Consider the following 16,513-nt stretch of genomic DNA (forward strand, 5'->3'; position numbering starts at 1 on the left):
CCCCATAGTCGCCGCTCCTGGGCGTCAGGTCGGCCGCATTCGCGGCACTCAACAAAACGCCTTTGAACAACTGATTCGGATCCTGACGACAGATGGTTAACAAACTCTGATTCTGGAACGCAAGTCCCCACGGTGCAATTTTTGCCGAATCGCCCTAAGGTCTTGCGTATGAAGCAGCTTTCGTTACCCGATTCCGTTCAAGCTCCACTTTAAGAGACGGGTTTAACCGACTCCCGCGACTCAGCCTTCTTCTGAAGGGAAGTCACGCTCAGTCACAAAGACAGTGACGCAATGATTAATGATGCGGGTAAACACGAGGTTAAGCGCCGTTCAGAAATGTGGCGAAACTTAAGGCTTTCACCGTGACGTCCCGGGATCGCCCAGGGCGACCCGGGGATCACAAGAGCGACCCGGGCATCACGAAGGCGATCACCTCATGAAGGCTCTCACATGAAGGCGTGCTCCCAATGAAGGCTCTTGCCGAACAGATCGGCGACATCGACGGCGTCAATATTTACGGCCGCGTGGTCGGGGTCCGCGGCCTGATGGTCGAGGTGGCCGGTCCGATTCACGCCATGTCGGTCGGCGCACGGCTCGTGATCGAGACCGGCGCCAACCGCACCATTCCCTGCGAGGTGATCGGCTTCTCCGGCAACAATGCCGTCGTGATGCCGTTCGCCGGCCTCGACGGCGTGCGCCGCGGCTGCAAGGCGGTCATTGCCAATGCCGCCAATCAGGTGCGGCCGTCCGCAGCCTGGCTCGGCCGCGTCGTCAACGCGCTGGGCGAGCCGATCGACGGCAAGGGGCCGCTGCCGCAGGGCTCTTCGCCGATGCCGTTCCGCAATACGCCGCCGCCGGCGCATTCGCGCAAGCGCGTCGGCGCGCCGCTCGATCTCGGCGTGCGCGCGATGAACACCTTTCTCACCTGCTGCCGCGGCCAGCGCATGGGCATCTTCGCGGGGTCCGGCGTCGGCAAGTCGGTGCTGCTCTCGATGCTCGCGCGCAACGTCGATGCCGCTGTCAGTGTCATCGGGCTGATCGGCGAACGCGGGCGCGAGGTTCAGGAATTCCTGCAGGACGATCTCGGCGAGGAGGGCCTGGCGCGCTCGGTCGTGGTGGTCGCCACCTCCGACGAGCCCGCGCTGATGCGCCGCCAGGCGGCGTATCTGACGCTCGCGATCGCCGAATATTTTCGCGACGAGGACAAGGACGTGCTCTGCCTGATGGACTCGGTGACGCGCTTTGCCATGGCCCAGCGCGAGATCGGCCTGTCCGCCGGCGAGCCGCCGACAGCCAAGGGCTATACGCCGACCGTCTTCACGGAGTTGCCGAAGCTCCTGGAGCGGGCCGGGCCGGGCCTGGGGGAGGGGGCCATCACCGCGATCTTCACGGTGCTGGTCGACGGCGACGACCATAATGAGCCGATCGCGGATGCGGTCCGCGGCATCCTCGACGGCCACATCGTGATGCAGCGCTCGATCGCCGAGCGCGGCCGCTACCCCGCGATCAACATCCTCAAATCCGTCTCTCGCACCATGCCGAAATCGGCGGATCCGCAGTTCTGGCCCGTCATCCAGCGGGCACGCCAGGTGATGGCGACCTATGCCGACATGGAGGAATTGATCCGGCTCGGCGCCTACCGCGCCGGCTCCAGCCCGGAGGTCGACGAGGCGATCCGGCTGCACGAGCCGCTGGAGGCCTTCCTGCGCCAGCGCAAGGACGAGAATGCATCCCTGGCGGACGGCTACCGCCAATTGGCGCAGATCCTCGGCAATTTGGAAACGGAACGCTAACTTTGTCAGGTCATCATCCGTTCCCACAGAGTAGCAGAGCCGGTCTTGGCCTCAATCGGGCCTGGGGGGCGACCGGTGCCGTCCCACGTGCAGCGGGGGGACTTCTGGGGAGTACGAGTCGATGAAGTCACGAGATACGCTTATCCGCCTGAAAAAGTTTCAGGTCGACGAGAAGCGCCGCCGGGTCACCCAGATCGAGACCATGATCGCCGATTTCCAGCGGATGTCGGTCGATCTCGAACGCGAGATCCAGACCGAGCAGGACCGTGCCGGGATCAACGATCCCTCGCACTTCGCCTATCCGACCTACGCCAAGGCCGCGATCCAGCGCCGCGAGAACCTGACCCGTTCAGCCGACGAGCTGAAGGGCCAGCTCGACGAAGCCAAGGCCGCACTGGCCGAGGCCTTCGAAGAGCTGAAGAAGGTCGAGCTCCTCGACGAGCGCGACCAGGCCCGCGAGCGGGCCGAGGAAAACGCCCGTGAGCAGGCCGACCTCGACAGCATCGGCCTGATGCGGGCCCGCATCGGCGCGGTAGCCTGAGCCGGCCGGCAGCCAGACCACGTTGGAATTTGCCAAACCCGGACCCGCAAGGTCCGGGTTTTCGTATGTGCTGTCCACAGCGGGGCACCGCGCCCCTTGGTGGTCGGCTTTGCCGCGCGCTATGGTGGCCGCGATGAATGCTGTGCCAGCGACGGCGGCGTCCACCTCTCCCTTGGGAGAGGTCGGCGCGGAGCGCGGGGTGAGGGGTTCCGGTCTCCCGTCAGCCCCGAGCCCCCTCACCCGGTTTGCTGCGCAAATCGACCTCGTCCCGTCGGGGAGAGGTGAAGGCGATGACGGCGCCGCGCGTTGGGGGGCTGAATGCTGACGCCAGCAGAGCTGGTCGAGTTGATCGAGGCAGTGGCGAAGGGCGATCAGGCCGCATTCGAGCGCCTCTACGCCGCCACGCGCGCGAAACTCTATGGCGTCGTGCTCCGTATCTTGCGCCGACAGGATCTTGCAGAGGAGGTCCTTCAGGAGACCTACGTCAAGATCTGGAACAGCGCCGGCCAGTTCAATTCGGCCTTGTCGTCGCCGATCACGTGGATGGCCTCGATCGCGCGCAACCGTGCGATCGACATCGTGCGCAAGAAGTCGGAAGTCTCCATCGAGGAAGAGCCTCAGGCGATGGAGGTCGCGGCCGAGAGTCCCGATCCGCTGGCGCGCCGCGAGATGACCGAGGAGCTGAAGCGGCTCCTGGAATGTATCGGCCGGCTCGAGCCGGACCGTCAGAGGCTCGTGCTTCTCGCCTATTACAACGGCTGGAGCCGCGAGCAATTGGCGGAGAAATTCGCCGCGCCCGTCAATACGGTGAAGACGTGGCTCCGGCGCAGCATGCTGGATATTCGGGAGTGCCTCGGGCTGTGATGGCCTGATGATGAGGATGGTTCTGGACCGCAATTGATGGCCTACACGGAGGATCATATCGCGCTCGCCGCGGAATACGCGCTCGGTACGCTCGACGCCGATGAGCGTGCGCAGGTCGAGGCCATGATGGCGGAGGACGAGGCGTTCGCCGATATCGTGCAGTCCTGGTCGTATCGACTTGGCGCGCTCAACCAGATGGTCGGCTCGGTCGAGCCGCGTCCGGTCGTGTGGGAGAACATCAAGTCCGAAATCGCGCGCACCACGCTTGCGCAGGAGCCGCCTGCACCTGCCGAAGCTTCGCCGCCGCCTGCGCCCATGCCGGACCTGCCCGCGGAGGAAGCTGCGACGTCGGAATCTTCCGCGGAGAACGGGCCCCCGCAAACATCGCATCCCGCCGCGGAGCAGCCCGGGTCGTCGCGCCCCGAACCCGATGCCATCCCGGACATCGCGCCGCAATTCATTCCGCAGGTCCATGCTCCGGATATCAGTGTTTTGCGCGCACAGCTGGCGCCGGTCGTCGATGGTGACGTAATCCGCCTCGAGGGGCGCGTGAAGCGCTGGCGCAACATTGCATCCGCCGTCGGCGCGCTCGCGGCCGCGCTGCTCGTGACGCTGTCGCTTCAGATATTCCTGCCCGACGCGCTGCCGGGCGGCTTGCGTCCTGCGCCCCGCATCCAGACGGTCGAGGTGAAAACTCCGGCCGCGCCGCTCGCCGCCTCCGCGCAATATGTCGCGCTGCTGCAGGGCCAGGGCGGTGGCCCCGCGTTCATCCTCACCATCGACGGCGCGACACGGAATTTCACGGTGCGGAAAGTCGGCGCGACGCCGGAGCCCGGCAAGAGTTTCGAGCTCTGGCTGATCTCGGACAAGCTGCCGCGCCCGCGCTCGCTCGGCGTCATCGGGGCCAGCGATTTCACCGCCCGTCCGCTGCTCGCCTCCTATGATGCCGAGGTCGTCAACGGCGCCACCTTCGCCGTCACCGTCGAGCAGGCCGGCGGCTCACCCGACGGCCAGCCCACATCGGCGCCGGTGTTTTCCGGCAAGCTGATCGAGACCGTGCCGCCCACGCAGCCGCAGGCGCCCGCGAAGAAGTAATATCGAAGCATCGTGGCCGGATGGAGCTGCGCTCCATTCGGGCTGGAAGGGCGCGCCTTGTCGCCGCGGTCCATCCGGTCGTCGCATTTCGACAAGCCCGGCCAAATCCGCCCCCGATTTTGAACCTCCCCGCAAGCCGCGGCGTCAAATCCCCGGAATTTGAAGTCGGCGATGCCGGAGAGGGCGAGAGAATCAGATGGATGCAGCGAGAACGCCGGGCATCTTCCTTCACCAATATGCGGGGCTGCCGCACGGCCCGGCGTTCGAAGACTGGCGCGAGCGGGCCTTCAGTCGCTGCGGCCTCGACATCGGGCCGAGCCATGGCGACAGCATCGATTGCCGGCTCCAGGTCAGCGTCATCGACAACATCGTGCTCGCCATTCCGGAAGGCGCCTCCGCGCAATATTCCCGTACGCAGAGCCACCTCGCCGACGGCAGCGACGACCTCGTCCTGATCGCGGCGCATGCGGGGCTCGTCCGCGTCGGACAGAATGGGCATACCGTGGAGCTCACGCCTGCCCAGATGGTGCTCGTCGACATGAGCATCACCGGCACCGTCGGCCACACCGACGAAGACCGCTTCACCACCATTCGCATGCCGCGCCGTGCGCTGCTCGACATCAATCCGCGCGCCGAGGACAAGCTCTCGCAGGTGCTGTGCGACGGCGCGGTCGCCGAGACCATCTTCCGCTACCAAACGCTCGCCGCCAACCACGCGCCGCATCTCGATGCGGTAGGCCAGCGCCTGACGGCGCAGCATATGGTCGATCTCGTCGGTCTCCTGCTCGGCACCGATGCGGAGCATGCAAGCCGCGCACGCGGCCGCGGCCAGGCGGCGGCTCGCCTCGATCTGATGCGCGCCGACGTGATGGCCGCACTCGGCCGCAACGATCTCTGTCTGGCCGAGGTCGCGACGCGCTCGGGGCTGAGCCCGCGCCAGGCACAGCGCCTGTTCGAGCAGGCCGGCACGACCTTCACCGAATTCGTGCTGGAGCAGCGCCTGCTCCATGCGCGCAAGCTGCTCGGTGATCCCCGCGCCAGGGCGCGCAAGATCAGTGACATCGCGCATTCGTCCGGCTTCTCCGATCTGTCCTATTTCAATCGCGCCTTTCGCAAGCGCTTCGGGGCGACGCCGTCGGAGCTGCGTGAGGCGTAAGTCGCGATTTCGTGCGGCTGCGCGTGCGCTGCCGCATTTGGTCGACGCCGGCCGTTGAGCTAGTCTGTCCGGGCGGGGAGACCGCAGGATCCTCTGGAAGGTGCGCAGGCGGACATGGCGCGTATCGTCGTGCTCGGTGCCGGATTTGCAGGCCTGTGGGCGGCCATCGGTGCTGCGCGCAAGCGAGACGAGATCGGCGCGAGCGACCGCGACATCGAGATCCGGGTCATCGACCGCAACCCCTATCACAATATCCGCGTGCGCAACTACGAGGCCGATCTCGGCGAGGTCGCGCTGCCGCTGCCGCAACTGCTCGATCCGATCAGTGTCAGCCACGGCCTCGGCGAGGTCGAGGCCATCGATCCGGTACGGCGCGAGATCTCGCTCGTCACCAGCAGCGGCGAGGAGACGCTGGGCTATGATCGCCTCGTGCTGGCGCTCGGCAGCGAGGTGATGCGCCCCGACATTCCCGGCCTTGCCGCGCACGGCTTCGACGTCGACACCTATGCCGCGGCGCTCCGCCTCGAAGAACATCTGGTTTCGCTTGGACGCAGCGCGCCGTCTCCGGGACGTTCAACGGTGGTGGTGGTCGGCGCCGGCTTCACCGGCATCGAGGTCGCAGCCGAGATGCCTGACCGGCTGGCGCGGGCGGGCATCAGCGGCAGCCGCCGCATCATCCTGGTCGATCCCAATCCAGCGGTCGGCGCCACGATCGGCACGCATGCGCGCCCCGTCGTCGAGACGGCCCTGGCTTCGCTCGATGTCGACACGCGGCTCGGTGTGCGTGTCGTGTCGATCGAGGCCGCTGGCATGCGCCTGAACTCGGGCGAGTTCATTGCGGCGCAGACGGTGATCTGGTGTGCGGGCATGCGTGCAAGCCCCTTGGCAGCGAGCTTTCCGGGCGCACGCGATCGCCTCGGGCGCCTTCTGGTCGATCCCTTGATGCGGGTTGCGGATGTCGGCGGCGTGTTCGCGGCCGGCGACGTTGCCTCGAGCGTGATCGACGGGTTGCATCCGACCGTGATGTCCTGTCAGTTCGCCCGTCCCATGGGCCGCTTCGCAGGCCACAACGTGGTGGCCGATCTCGCCGGCCTGCCCATGCTGCCGCTGCGGATCGACTGGTACGTCACCGTGCTCGATCTCGGCGGCTGGGGTGCGCTCTATACGGAGGGGTGGGATCGCGAAGTCCGTACCACCGGCGCGGCCGCAAAGGCGACCAAAGAGACCATTAACCGCAGACGGATCTATCCGCCGCTGACCGGCAGCAAGGACGAGCTGTTCGCTGCCGCAGCGCCGACCGTGCAGGCACCGCCGCCGACTTATGGGGGGCGGTGACAATCTGATTGATGCTGGTTGGAGGACGACGGCTGAGCGTCTCGCGAGCTACCTCCAGACATGAGAAAGCGCCCGTGGGGGGCGGGCGCTTTCTGTAGTCGACTTGGGGTTGGGGTCGTCTACATATCCACGTGGCGACTTTGGGGGGCTGGTAAAGAGCCGCGTGAATTCCTGAAACTCTAGATCTCCTTATCGAACAAGGGATACGTCCGAACTGGTGACAACGACCGGCTTGCCGGCCTTGATGACGCGGGCGGTCTGGGTCAAACCTTCATCCGAACCCGAACGCGCCGAAATGCCGAGGCCTGCCAGCGCGATCCCCGCGACGAGGGCCACGACCACGATTTTCAAGTGGGTCGAGCGATCAGCGCTGTAGATCGAGTGGTTCATGGAAGCCTCCTGCCGCCATCTACCCGAAGTAGTCGCCAGCCCGTTAAGGCAGGTTCATGCTTCCGGTGCCCAACAACCTAGTATTGGCGGGATTCGTTCCCAAGAGGCGGTCACAAGAGCGTGACAGGACGTGAAAGGTCGCGATCGAAAATGATCCTGAATCGTGCAATTATGTAATTATTTCAATGATGTAATGCGCCGATTGGGCGTCCCGGCAGCATTCGGTCGACAAGGCGCCAGGAACTCAAAAACCATTTGCCTGTGGCTGAAAAACACACGGCTTCTTAAGGCAAATCAGATGCTTCCGACCGTTTTCAGCCTCGCCCTGGGGTGGATTTCCGCCTGCGACAGCACGGTCGTCTGAGCTCGGAACCGCTCCACCAGGGACCGGACGAACGGACGAATTGCCGCAGAGGTGACCAGCACCGGTGCTTCGCCCTCGCGGGCGGCGCGCTCGAACGCCTCACGCACAGCGGTCATGAACTCCGACAGTTTCGAGGGCTGCATCGCGAGGCTGCGCTCCTCGCCCTGGCCGATGATGGATTCGGCGAAGGCCTGCTCCCACCGTGCCGACAGCGCGATCAACGGCAGATAGCCGTTGTAGGAGGTGTTCTGCGCGCAGATCTGCCGCGCCAGACGCGCGCGGACGTGCTCGACCATGGTGGCGGGGTTGCGCGAGAAGGCGAGCGAATCGGCGATGCCTTCGAGGATGGTCGAGAGGTCGCGGATCGAGATGCGTTCGGCGAGCAGCAGTTGCAGCACGCGCTGGATGCCGGAGACCGTGACCTGTCCGGGGACGATGTCCTTAACCAGCTCGCTCTGCTCCTTCGGCAGCTCCTTGAGCAGCTTCTGCACCTCGCCATAGGAGAGCAGGTCCGACATGTTGGCCTTGAGCAGCTCGGTGAGGTGGGTCGAGAGCACGGTCGCTGCGTCGACCACGGTGTAGCCCTTGAGAGAGGCTTCTTCCTTGAGGCTGGCATCGACCCAGGTCGCGGGCAGGCCGAAGGTCGGCTCGGTGGTGTGGATGCCGGGCACCTGCACCTGGCCGCCGCCGGGATCCATGACCATGAACTGGTTGGGCCAGATCTTGCCGGTGCCGGCGTCGACCTCCTTGATCTTGATGATGTAGGTGTTGGCCTCGAGCTGGACGTTGTCGAGGATACGCACCGCCGGCATCACGAAACCCATCTCGATCGCGAGCGAACGGCGCAGCGCCTTGATCTGCTCGGTGAGGCGATCGGTGCCGTCGGGACCGTTGACCAGCGGCAGCAGCGCATAGCCGAGCTCGATCTTGAGGTCGTCGATCTTGAGCGCCGCCGAGATCGGCTCTTCGGTCGCAGCGGCCCCCGGCGCGCCGGGCTGACCTGCCGCGGGTGCGGACTTGGCGGCTTCCTCGGCCCTGGCGGTGGCCCGGTTGCGGTTGCGGGCGTTCCAGGCCAGCGCGCCGGCGCCGGTGCCGAGCGCCAGGAACGGGAGGGTCGGAATCCCCGGCAGGGCCGCCAGCACCAGCATCACTGCCGAGGACATCGCCAGTGCCTGCGGATAGCCGGAGAACTGCTTCATCAGCGCCTTGTCGGCGGCGCCGGACACGCCGGCCTTGGAGACGAGCAGGCCGGCCGCCGTCGAGACGATCAGCGCCGGCACCTGGGTGACGAGGCCGTCACCGACGGTCAGGAGCGTGTAGGTGCGGCCGGCGTCGGCGAAGGACATGCCCTGCTGCGCCACGCCGATGATCATGCCGCCGACGACGTTGATGAAGACGATCAGGAGGCCTGCGATGGCATCGCCCCGGACGAACTTGGAGGCACCGTCCATGGCGCCGAAGAAGCCGCTCTCGTCCTCCAGCTCCTTGCGCCGCTCCTTGGCGACCTTCTCGTCGATCAGGCCGGCGGAGAGGTCGGCGTCGATCGCCATCTGCTTGCCGGGCATGGCGTCGAGATGGAAGCGCGCCGCGACTTCCGCGATACGGCCCGAACCCTTGGTGATGACGACGAAGTTGACGATGATCAGGATGGCGAAGACGATGATGCCGATGACGAAATTGCCGCCCATCACGAAGTTGCCGAAGGCCTCGATGACGTGACCGGCGGCGGCCGTGCCCTCGTGCCCGTGCGACAGGATCAGGCGGGTCGAGGCCATGTTGAGCGACAGACGCAGCATGGTCGAGATCAGGAGGATGGTCGGGAAGGCCGAGAATTCGAGTGGCGCCTGGATGAACAGCGACGTCATCAGGATCAGGATCGAGAGCGTGATCGAGATCGCCAGGAACAGGTCCAGCACGATCGCGGGCAAGGGGAGGATCAGCACCACCAGGATGGTGAGGATGCCGAGCGCCAGCGCGATGTCGCCGCGCTTGAGGATGTTGACGATCTCGTTGAGGGAGGGGATGCCGGGCTTCGCGCTGCCTACGCCCTGTCCCGCCGTGACGTCGACCATGGTAGCTGCCTCCCCGCGCGACTGCCGTCCGCGCGCCCCAAACGTCTGCGCGGCGGCCGACGGGCCGCCGTTCCGAAAGTGAGGCACCGCACTGGCGTCCACGGGAGCTCCCGTTCTACGCGGCTGACGACACTCGACTTCACCCGGCAATTCTTGCCGGGTGTATGGTTAGCAAAGGGTTAACGGAGGGTGGGGAGGGGGCGGGACAGGGTAGTTCGGGGCAGCGCGGCGCAGGCGCCGTCGTTCCGGGGCGGCTCGCAGAGCCGAACCCGGAACCTCGAGATTCCGGGTTCGCGCCAAGCGGCGCGCCCCGAATGACAGTGGAAGCTACTTCGCCTTGTCCATCTTCGTCACCGTATACCCGGAAGCCGCCTCCTCGGCCTCGAAGGTCACCTTGTCGCCGACCTTCACCTGCTTGAGCATGGCGGGGTCCTTGACGCGGTAGACCATGGTCATGGGGTCCTCCATGCCGAGGCTTTTGGCCGGTCCGTGCTTGAGCGTGATCTTGCCGGCGCCTTCGTCGATCTTCTTCACCTCGCCGCTGATCGCAGCGCCCTCGGCTGCGAGGGTTCCGGTCGCAAGGCCGACAGCAAGCGCGAGCGAAGCAGTGATACGGATGAGGCGGTTCATGGGAGTCTCCATTGCTTACTTCACGGTGACGTGGCCGACCATGCCGTAGTCGCGATGGTCGGGAATCAGGCAGGAATATTCGAACGTGCCGGCCTTGCTGAATTTCCAGAGGATCTCGGCCGTCTTGTTCGGCGCGAGCCGGGCCCCGTTGGGATCGTCGTGCTCCATGTGCGGGTGCTTCTTCATCTCCACCGCATGCGCGAGATTTTCCTTAGGGGTGGCGAGCAGGAATTCGTGGTCCTCCTTGCCGACGTTGCGCAGCACGAAGCGGATCTGCTCGCCGCGTTTGACCTCGATCCGGGCGGGTGTGTAGTCCATCTCGCTCATCAGGATCTCGATCGTGCGGGCGGGCTTCTTGGGATCGCCGGGTTCGCCGGCGGAAAAATTTCCGTGCCCGTGCTTGTCGTGAGCAAAGGCCGGCGCGGTCGAAAGCGCAGCCAGCGCGAGGCCGAGCCTGATAGTGGTCTTCATCGTGGTCTCCAGTTGTTCATTCATCGAAACGCTCACATCTTCATGTTCTTCATCGGCGGGCTGCCTGGTTTTTGCCGGGCAGGCTCTGCGGCCGGGGCCGTAACCTCGTAGGCGACGGTGCCTTGCGGGAATTTGTACGGCCCGGGATCGCGGTAATCGTCGCGCGCGAGGCCCTCGCGGATCTTCATCACCGTGAACATGCCGCCCATCTCGATCGGCCCGAACTGGCCGGTGCCGGTCATCATCGGCAGCGTGTTGTCTGGCGTCGGCATCTCCATGTTGCCCATCGCCATGCCGGTCGAGCCCATGGCCATGCCGTCGGGCGCGAGCTTGCCGACGGCCTTGGCGAGATCCTTGCGCGACACGCCGATGAGATTGCGCACGTCGTGTCCCATCGCGTTCATGGTGTGATGCGACTTGTGGCAGTGGAACGCCCAATCGCCCGGATTGTCGGCGAGCACGTCGAACACCCTGACAGCGCCGACCGGGACGTCGGTGGTCGTTTCCGGGATCTGTGCGCTCTCCTGGATCCAGCCGCCGTCGGTGCAGGTGACCGCAAAGCTGTGGCCGTGCAGGTGAATCGGATGGTTGGTCATGCTGAGATTGCCGATGCGCACGCGCACCTTGTCGCCGAGCCTGACCGGGAGCGGATCGATGCCGGGAAAGACCCGCGCATTCCAGGTCCACATGTTGAAGTCGGTCATCTCGTTGACATGCGGCAGATAGGTGCCGGGGTCGACGCGATAGGTGCTCATCACGAAGACGAAGTCGCGGTCGACGGGCCGGAAGCTCTGGTCGCGCGGATGCACGACGACCATGCCCATCATGCCCATCGCCATCTGCACCATTTCGTCGGAATGCGGGTGGTACATGAAGGTCCCGCTTTTCTTCATCTCGAATTCGTAGACGAAGGTCTTGCCCGGCTGGATGTGCGGCTGGTTCAATCCGCCGACGCCGTCCATGCCGCTCGGAATGATCATGCCGTGCCAGTGCACGGTGGTGTATTCGGGCAGTCTGTTGGTGACGAAGACGCGGACCTTGTCGCCCTCGACGGCTTCGATGGTCGGGCCCGGCGATTGCCCGTTGTAGCCCCACAAATTCACCTTCATGCCCTCGGCGAATTCGCGCACCACGGGTTCGGCGACGAGATGGAATTCCTTCCAGTCGCCGTTCATGCGGAACGGCAGCGACCAGCCGTTGAGCGTGACCACGGGGCGATAGTCGGGGCCGCTGACCGGATGCAGCGGCGGCTGCATCACCACCTTGTCCATGGTGGGTGCTTCCGGAATCGAAGCGGCCTGGACGCGGCCGCTGATGGCCGACGCGCTGGCAAGCGCGGCGGTCCCCAGGAATCCTCGGCGGGAAAACATGCTGGCCTCCATCTCAGTGGCCGCCGCCGGCAGGCGCTGCCGCGGCGATGGTGGTTGGATTGTCGCCGCCGGCCGCCGGCACGCCGCCGCCGTTGACGGCAGTCTGCAAATCGGCCTGGGCGAGAAAGAAGCGTTGCCTTGCGTCGATCGCGCCGCGCAGCGAAGCCAAACGCTGTCGCGCCTCGGTGAGCAGCGCGAAAATGTCGACCTGCATGCTGGAGAAGCGCAGCTGCATCTCCTCGGTGATGATCTTCCGCAAGGGGATGATCTCGCGCTGGTAATGGCCGGCGATGTCGTAGGTGGAGCGATAGACACGATAGGCATCGCGCGCCTCGGAGCGCACATTCACGGCGCGCTCGGTCAGGCGGTTGAAGGCGAGATTGTAGGTCTCGGCGGCCTGCCGCACCCGCACCTCGCCGCCGTCGAAGATCGGGATCTGGAACTGCACGTCGAAGCCGCGTTCGCGGAACGGCGGCCCTTCCGGATCCTGGGTGCGGCGGGAGATGCCGGCGAGGTCGAGCAGCGTCACGAAGCGCGTCGCCTCGGTGAGGTTCAGGGCCTTCGCCAGCGCGGCCAGCTCCAGCCGTGCGATCTGCAGGTCGATGCGGTGCGCCACCGCGTCGGCCTCGATCGAGGGCAAGGCCTGCGGCCGACGCGGCAGCGGCGGCAGTCGATCAGGGAGACGGAAGTCGAGACCGTCGTCCCACAGCCCCATCAGGCGCGCCAGCCTTTCGCGCGCGCTCGCCGCCGCCTGGCGCGCCGTTGCGAGGTCGGCGGTGGTTTCGGCATAAAACACCTGCTCGCGGGCCTGGTCGAGCTTGTTGAGCGAGCCGGTCTCGCCGAGCTTGACCGCGAGCTGCGCAGTCGATTCCGCCGTCGCCTTCGCGTCGGTCAGCAGCCCCACCATCTCGTTGCCGGCGACGGCGCGGACATAGGCGCGGCGGACGTCGGCGGCGAGCCGCAGCGTCGCCAGCGCCGCGCGCAGCTGCGCTCCGCGGAATCGGTCGCGGGCGATGTCGGAGCGGAACGGCAGGGTGGCGAGTGCGAGAATGTCGCCGACCACCTGGCGCTCGATCTCGCTGGCGCCATTGCCCGATATGCGGGAGATCGCGAAGACGGGATTGGGCGGCAGGCTCTGCTCGACGAGATCGGTCTCGGCCAGCGCTAGCTCGTTATAGGCGGCTTGCAGTCCCTTGTTGTTGAGCAACGCGATCTGCACGGCGGTCTCCGCGCTCAGCGTCCGCGACAGCAGCTGGCGAACGCGCGCCTCGACCGCGTTGGCGCCCTCGGCCGTTCGCACGAAGGCGACGTCCTTGTTGATGGCCTGGCCTGTCAGATCAGAGACATCAGTCATCCCGCTGTCGGGCGAGAACGCGGCGCAGCCGGAAACGCTGAGCGCAATGAGGACGAGCAGGCCCCGCGCAAGATGGCGTGTCATGGCGCGCTCCTACCGGTCTTGCTTCGGCTGCGGCGTCACCGCGTCGTTGCGGCCACGCCATGGCGCCGGCGTCGCAGGGCGCAGGCTGGTATAGGGCGCAATGGTCGAGCGATAGCCGATGCGCGCCACCTTCGCCGCCGGATCGGCGGGATCGGCGCTGGCGATTCGTGTCGTTGCCGGCATGCAGCCGGACAGCGCCAGCGCAGCAAAGGCCAGCAGCAGCCAATTGGTTCGGCACTGTCGTTCACCCACCGCAGATGCGGCGGCGGGCTTCGCCCCGGAAAGCGTAAACATGATTCATCCCTGATCTGGAGACCACAGGTTCGCGCGCGCAAAAGCGCGCTCGGCCCGAAATCGTCGCGTCAGATCAGGCGATGGGGGGGCGGTAGTGCAGGGGCGGCGCCGCGCTGTGCAGGCTGGCCACGAGCTCGGGCGCGCAGGCGGAGACGGGCAGCAGGGGCTTGGCGACGCTGGGCAGGTCGGCGGGCAGCGCGCTCACGCACATCATCGCGCAGCACGGTCCCACTGTTCCCTTGCCGCCGTGATGATGCGGAGCCGGCGCGTCCTGCGCGGCCGTCTGGGGGTGAGCGTGGGTTCCCGCGTGTTCATGCGAGGCATCGCCATGCAGATGGCTCGTCGGCATCTGGTGATGCGCCGGCACGGGGTCTGCGAGGAGTGCGTCGTCAAGGCACGGCGCAGCGCCATCGCCCCAGGCAAGCGCCGCAGCGGGCGCGAGCACGCAGAACAGGTAGGCGAGGGCGATGATCCGCCCCACCCTGATCCGCATCGATCGCGTCAATCGCAGCAACATTCCGCCGGCATGCTCTCCGCGCGGCAAAGGTGCACACGCGGATTGCAAACTAGTAGCAAATTGCGCGATCGCCAAGCTCCTTCTTACCGCAGTGCACAGCGCATGCCCAATATCGCGCCACAATGCTTGACCCTGTGGCGAGCCGCGGGCCATGGTCCGGCCCGTGCACGCGCCAAATCATCCAGGACAGACGCCTCAATCATTCAGCCCTGATTCTCGTCAGGCCTGGACGCGGCTGATCATTGCGCTTCTGATCGGCTCGATCGGCGCCGTCGGCATGTGGGCGGTCGTGGTGGTGATTCCCGTGGTGCAGGCCGAATTCGGCGCCACGCGCGGCGCGGTGTCGCTGGCTTTCACCCTCATGATGTTCGGCTTCGGGCTTGGCGGGGTGATCGCCGGCAAGATCACCGACCGGTTCGGCATCGTACCGGCCATGGCGATCAGCATCGCCTTTCTCGGCGTCGCCAACGTGCTCGCGGGTCTGTCGAGCCATCTCTGGCAGTTCGTGGCGGCCTACTTCCTGATCGGGCTCGGCACCTCGGCGACTTTCGCGCCGCTGATGGCGGAAGCCTCGCACTGGTTCGAGCGCTACCGCGGACTTGCCGTGACCATCGTCGCCAGCGGCAATTATGTCGCGGGCACGATGTGGCCGCCGATCGTGAGCTGGGGCACGCAGGAGATCGGCTGGCGCTACACCCATATCGGCATCGGCATGGTCTGCGTCTGCACGATGACGCTTCTGGTCCTCGTCCTGCGCGCACAGATGGGCCATGACAAGGTTCGCGATCACGCCAATGCGCCGCCGCCGCAAGTCGATCTCAAGCTCTCGACCAACACGCTGACGGTGCTGCTCTCGATCGCGGCCATCGCCTGCTGCGTCGCCATGGCGATGCCGCAGGTGCATATCGTCGCCTATTGCGGCGATCTCGGCTATGGCGTGGCGCGCGGCGCCGAGATGCTGTCCTTGATGATGGCATGCGGTATCGTCAGCCGGATCGGCTCCGGCTATCTCGCCGACAAGATCGGCGGCATCCGCACGCTCCTGGTCGGGTCGCTGGCGCAGGGCTTCGCGCTGGTGTTCTATCTGTTCTTCGACAGCCTGACCTCGCTGTATCTGATCTCGGCGATGTTCGGCCTGTTCCAGGGCGGCATCGTGCCGAGCTACGCCATCATCGTGCGTGAGGCGATGCCGGCGAGCGAGGCGGCGACGCGCGTCGGCATCGTGATCTTTGCGTCCGTGTTCGGCATGTCCTTCGGCGGCTGGGTGTCGGGCGTCATCTTCGATGCGACCGGCTCCTATGCCGCGGCGTTCGCGAACGGCGTGGCGTGGAATGCGCTGAACATCGGCATCGTCGTGCTGCTGCTGATCCGCTCGCGGATGAGCGCGACGAAGACCGGTCCCGGTTTCGCGACATAGGCCGACTTTGCCCCTTCAGCAGCGAACAGCCGGATCTCGCAGTTTCCGTTCGGCTATCGTTTCCGCTTTGCGGCCGGCTTCGCTGGCTTGGCGACGCGCGCCTTGGCCTTGCCGGCCGGCTGCATCCGCAGGCCGTCGACGAATACGTCGAGCATCCGCAGCACCGAGGATTGCCAGCCGGGCTGGTCGTGCATGTAGCACATGCCGACGAGCGTCCGCAGCAGGTCCTCCGGGCTGATATCGCCGCGCATCTGGCCCGCCGCGACCGCGCGGTCGAGCAGCGAGCCGATCGCCTTGGTCAGCCGGTCCATGGAGAAAGCCGCGAGCTCGGATGAGCTCTGGAACGTCAGCGCCAGCGCGGCCGACATGCCTTTCTTGGTGGCGACGAATTCGACGTTGGAGCGCAGCCAGCGACGCAGCGCGTCCACCGGGTCCTTGGCGTATTTCAATTGCTCGGCGAGCTCGCTGAGCTGCTCGACCTCGCGCCGGTACACCGCCTCGAACAGATCCTCGCGCGTCGGGAAATGCCGGTAGAGCGTGCCGATGCCGACGCCGGCGCGCTTTGCGACGGCTTCCAGGCTCGCCTCGGGTCCGCCGGCGTTGAACACGGCCTTCGCGGCCTCGAGCACGCGTTCGCGATTGCGCACGGCATCGGCGCGGGGCTTGCGGGTGTGATCGGCGTGGTCGTCCATGGCGGCAATGTAGATCACGAATTGGTTAGATTGAACCCTCGTCGAACCCAAAAGGGCCGCATCGCGTTGGTGGC

General features: G+C 66.0%; 16 protein-coding genes. 7 read left to right on the forward strand and 9 right to left on the reverse strand.

Annotated features, from left to right (window positions below):
* Positions 1-467: 467 nt before the first annotated feature.
* The 6 genes from fliI (at position 468) to FJV43_RS24055 (ending at position 6,784) form a co-directional block, all read left to right on the forward strand.
* Positions 468-1,793 carry a flagellar protein export ATPase FliI gene (gene fliI, locus FJV43_RS24030; RefSeq protein WP_239621572.1) on the forward strand — a complete coding sequence of 442 codons (1,326 nt, stop codon included), beginning with the start codon at positions 468-470 and terminating at the stop codon, positions 1,791-1,793.
* A gap of 121 nt (positions 1,794-1,914) precedes the next feature.
* On the forward strand, positions 1,915-2,334 hold the full coding sequence (fliJ, locus tag FJV43_RS24035) for a flagellar export protein FliJ (RefSeq protein WP_008562039.1): 420 nt from the start codon (positions 1,915-1,917) through the stop codon (positions 2,332-2,334).
* Between the two features lie 318 nt (positions 2,335-2,652).
* Positions 2,653-3,198 (forward strand): sigma-70 family RNA polymerase sigma factor, encoded by a 546-nt coding sequence (locus FJV43_RS24040; protein ID WP_239621573.1) that lies wholly within the window; start codon positions 2,653-2,655, stop codon positions 3,196-3,198.
* 36 nt (positions 3,199-3,234) lie between these two features.
* On the forward strand, positions 3,235-4,293 hold the full coding sequence (locus tag FJV43_RS24045) for an anti-sigma factor (protein ID WP_239621574.1): 1,059 nt from the start codon (positions 3,235-3,237) through the stop codon (positions 4,291-4,293).
* 196 nt (positions 4,294-4,489) lie between these two features.
* Positions 4,490-5,449: an AraC family transcriptional regulator gene (locus FJV43_RS24050; protein ID WP_239621575.1), complete on the forward strand. Its 960-nt coding sequence runs from the start codon at positions 4,490-4,492 to the stop codon at positions 5,447-5,449.
* Positions 5,450-5,563: 114 nt separating this feature from the next.
* Positions 5,564-6,784 (forward strand): NAD(P)/FAD-dependent oxidoreductase, encoded by a 1,221-nt coding sequence (locus tag FJV43_RS24055; protein WP_239621576.1) that lies wholly within the window; start codon positions 5,564-5,566, stop codon positions 6,782-6,784.
* Positions 6,785-6,973: 189 nt separating this feature from the next.
* On the opposite strand, the gene FJV43_RS24060 is transcribed toward FJV43_RS24055, so the two are convergent.
* The 8 genes from FJV43_RS24060 to FJV43_RS24095 all read right to left on the reverse strand — a co-directional run bounded on the left by FJV43_RS24060 (position 6,974) and on the right by FJV43_RS24095 (position 14,330).
* Positions 6,974-7,174: a hypothetical protein gene (locus FJV43_RS24060; protein WP_239621577.1), complete on the reverse strand. Its 201-nt coding sequence runs from the start codon at positions 7,172-7,174 to the stop codon at positions 6,974-6,976.
* A gap of 294 nt (positions 7,175-7,468) precedes the next feature.
* Positions 7,469-9,610 (reverse strand): flagellar biosynthesis protein FlhA, encoded by a 2,142-nt coding sequence (gene flhA / locus FJV43_RS24065; protein WP_239621578.1) that lies wholly within the window; start codon positions 9,608-9,610, stop codon positions 7,469-7,471.
* Positions 9,611-9,937: 327 nt separating this feature from the next.
* On the reverse strand, positions 9,938-10,240 hold the full coding sequence (locus FJV43_RS24070; protein ID WP_239621579.1) for a copper-binding protein: 303 nt from the start codon (positions 10,238-10,240) through the stop codon (positions 9,938-9,940).
* 15 nt (positions 10,241-10,255) lie between these two features.
* A complete protein-coding gene (locus FJV43_RS24075; protein ID WP_239629576.1) occupies positions 10,256-10,711 on the reverse strand; it encodes a cupredoxin family protein in 456 nt (151 codons plus the stop codon).
* 32 nt (positions 10,712-10,743) lie between these two features.
* A complete protein-coding gene (locus tag FJV43_RS24080; protein WP_239621580.1) occupies positions 10,744-12,081 on the reverse strand; it encodes a copper oxidase in 1,338 nt (445 codons plus the stop codon).
* 13 nt (positions 12,082-12,094) lie between these two features.
* Positions 12,095-13,519 (reverse strand): TolC family protein, encoded by a 1,425-nt coding sequence (locus tag FJV43_RS24085; RefSeq protein WP_239621581.1) that lies wholly within the window; start codon positions 13,517-13,519, stop codon positions 12,095-12,097.
* 9 nt (positions 13,520-13,528) lie between these two features.
* Entirely contained in the window at positions 13,529-13,813 is a 285-nt protein-coding gene (locus tag FJV43_RS24090) for a hypothetical protein (protein WP_239621582.1), read from the reverse strand.
* A gap of 73 nt (positions 13,814-13,886) precedes the next feature.
* On the reverse strand, positions 13,887-14,330 hold the full coding sequence (locus FJV43_RS24095) for a hypothetical protein (protein WP_239621583.1): 444 nt from the start codon (positions 14,328-14,330) through the stop codon (positions 13,887-13,889).
* Between the two features lie 151 nt (positions 14,331-14,481).
* Between FJV43_RS24095 and FJV43_RS24100 the strand changes: the two genes are divergently transcribed.
* A complete protein-coding gene (locus FJV43_RS24100) occupies positions 14,482-15,747 on the forward strand; it encodes an MFS transporter (RefSeq protein WP_239621584.1) in 1,266 nt (421 codons plus the stop codon).
* A 53-nt stretch (positions 15,748-15,800) separates the two neighbouring features.
* On the opposite strand, the gene FJV43_RS24105 is transcribed toward FJV43_RS24100, so the two are convergent.
* The gene (locus FJV43_RS24105) at positions 15,801-16,439 is read right to left on the reverse strand and encodes a TetR/AcrR family transcriptional regulator (RefSeq protein WP_239629578.1); all 639 of its coding nucleotides are present in this window, start codon (positions 16,437-16,439) and stop codon (positions 15,801-15,803) included.
* Positions 16,440-16,513 lie beyond the last annotated feature (74 nt).

Origin of the sequence: Bradyrhizobium sp. I71 (genome assembly GCF_022354745.1) — a bacterium.
Lineage (GTDB): Bacteria > Pseudomonadota > Alphaproteobacteria > Rhizobiales > Xanthobacteraceae > Bradyrhizobium > Bradyrhizobium liaoningense.

Bases quoted from the DNA above. Each gene is read 5' to 3' on its own strand.
- fliI (WP_239621572.1), top strand. From the start codon at position 468: ATGAAGGCTCTTGCCGAACAGATCGGCGACATCGACGGCGTCAATATT.
- fliJ (WP_008562039.1), top strand. From the start codon at position 1,915: ATGAAGTCACGAGATACGCTTATCCGCCTGAAAAAGTTTCAGGTCGAC.
- FJV43_RS24040 (WP_239621573.1), top strand. From the start codon at position 2,653: ATGCTGACGCCAGCAGAGCTGGTCGAGTTGATCGAGGCAGTGGCGAAG.
- FJV43_RS24045 (WP_239621574.1), top strand. From the start codon at position 3,235: ATGGCCTACACGGAGGATCATATCGCGCTCGCCGCGGAATACGCGCTC.
- FJV43_RS24050 (WP_239621575.1), top strand. From the start codon at position 4,490: ATGGATGCAGCGAGAACGCCGGGCATCTTCCTTCACCAATATGCGGGG.
- FJV43_RS24055 (WP_239621576.1), top strand. From the start codon at position 5,564: ATGGCGCGTATCGTCGTGCTCGGTGCCGGATTTGCAGGCCTGTGGGCG.
- FJV43_RS24060 (WP_239621577.1), bottom strand. From the start codon at position 7,174: ATGAACCACTCGATCTACAGCGCTGATCGCTCGACCCACTTGAAAATC.
- flhA (WP_239621578.1), bottom strand. From the start codon at position 9,610: ATGGTCGACGTCACGGCGGGACAGGGCGTAGGCAGCGCGAAGCCCGGC.
- FJV43_RS24070 (WP_239621579.1), bottom strand. From the start codon at position 10,240: ATGAACCGCCTCATCCGTATCACTGCTTCGCTCGCGCTTGCTGTCGGC.
- FJV43_RS24075 (WP_239629576.1), bottom strand. From the start codon at position 10,711: ATGAAGACCACTATCAGGCTCGGCCTCGCGCTGGCTGCGCTTTCGACC.
- FJV43_RS24080 (WP_239621580.1), bottom strand. From the start codon at position 12,081: ATGTTTTCCCGCCGAGGATTCCTGGGGACCGCCGCGCTTGCCAGCGCG.
- FJV43_RS24085 (WP_239621581.1), bottom strand. From the start codon at position 13,519: ATGACACGCCATCTTGCGCGGGGCCTGCTCGTCCTCATTGCGCTCAGC.
- FJV43_RS24090 (WP_239621582.1), bottom strand. From the start codon at position 13,813: ATGTTTACGCTTTCCGGGGCGAAGCCCGCCGCCGCATCTGCGGTGGGT.
- FJV43_RS24095 (WP_239621583.1), bottom strand. From the start codon at position 14,330: ATGTTGCTGCGATTGACGCGATCGATGCGGATCAGGGTGGGGCGGATC.
- FJV43_RS24100 (WP_239621584.1), top strand. From the start codon at position 14,482: ATGGTCCGGCCCGTGCACGCGCCAAATCATCCAGGACAGACGCCTCAA.
- FJV43_RS24105 (WP_239629578.1), bottom strand. From the start codon at position 16,439: ATGGACGACCACGCCGATCACACCCGCAAGCCCCGCGCCGATGCCGTG.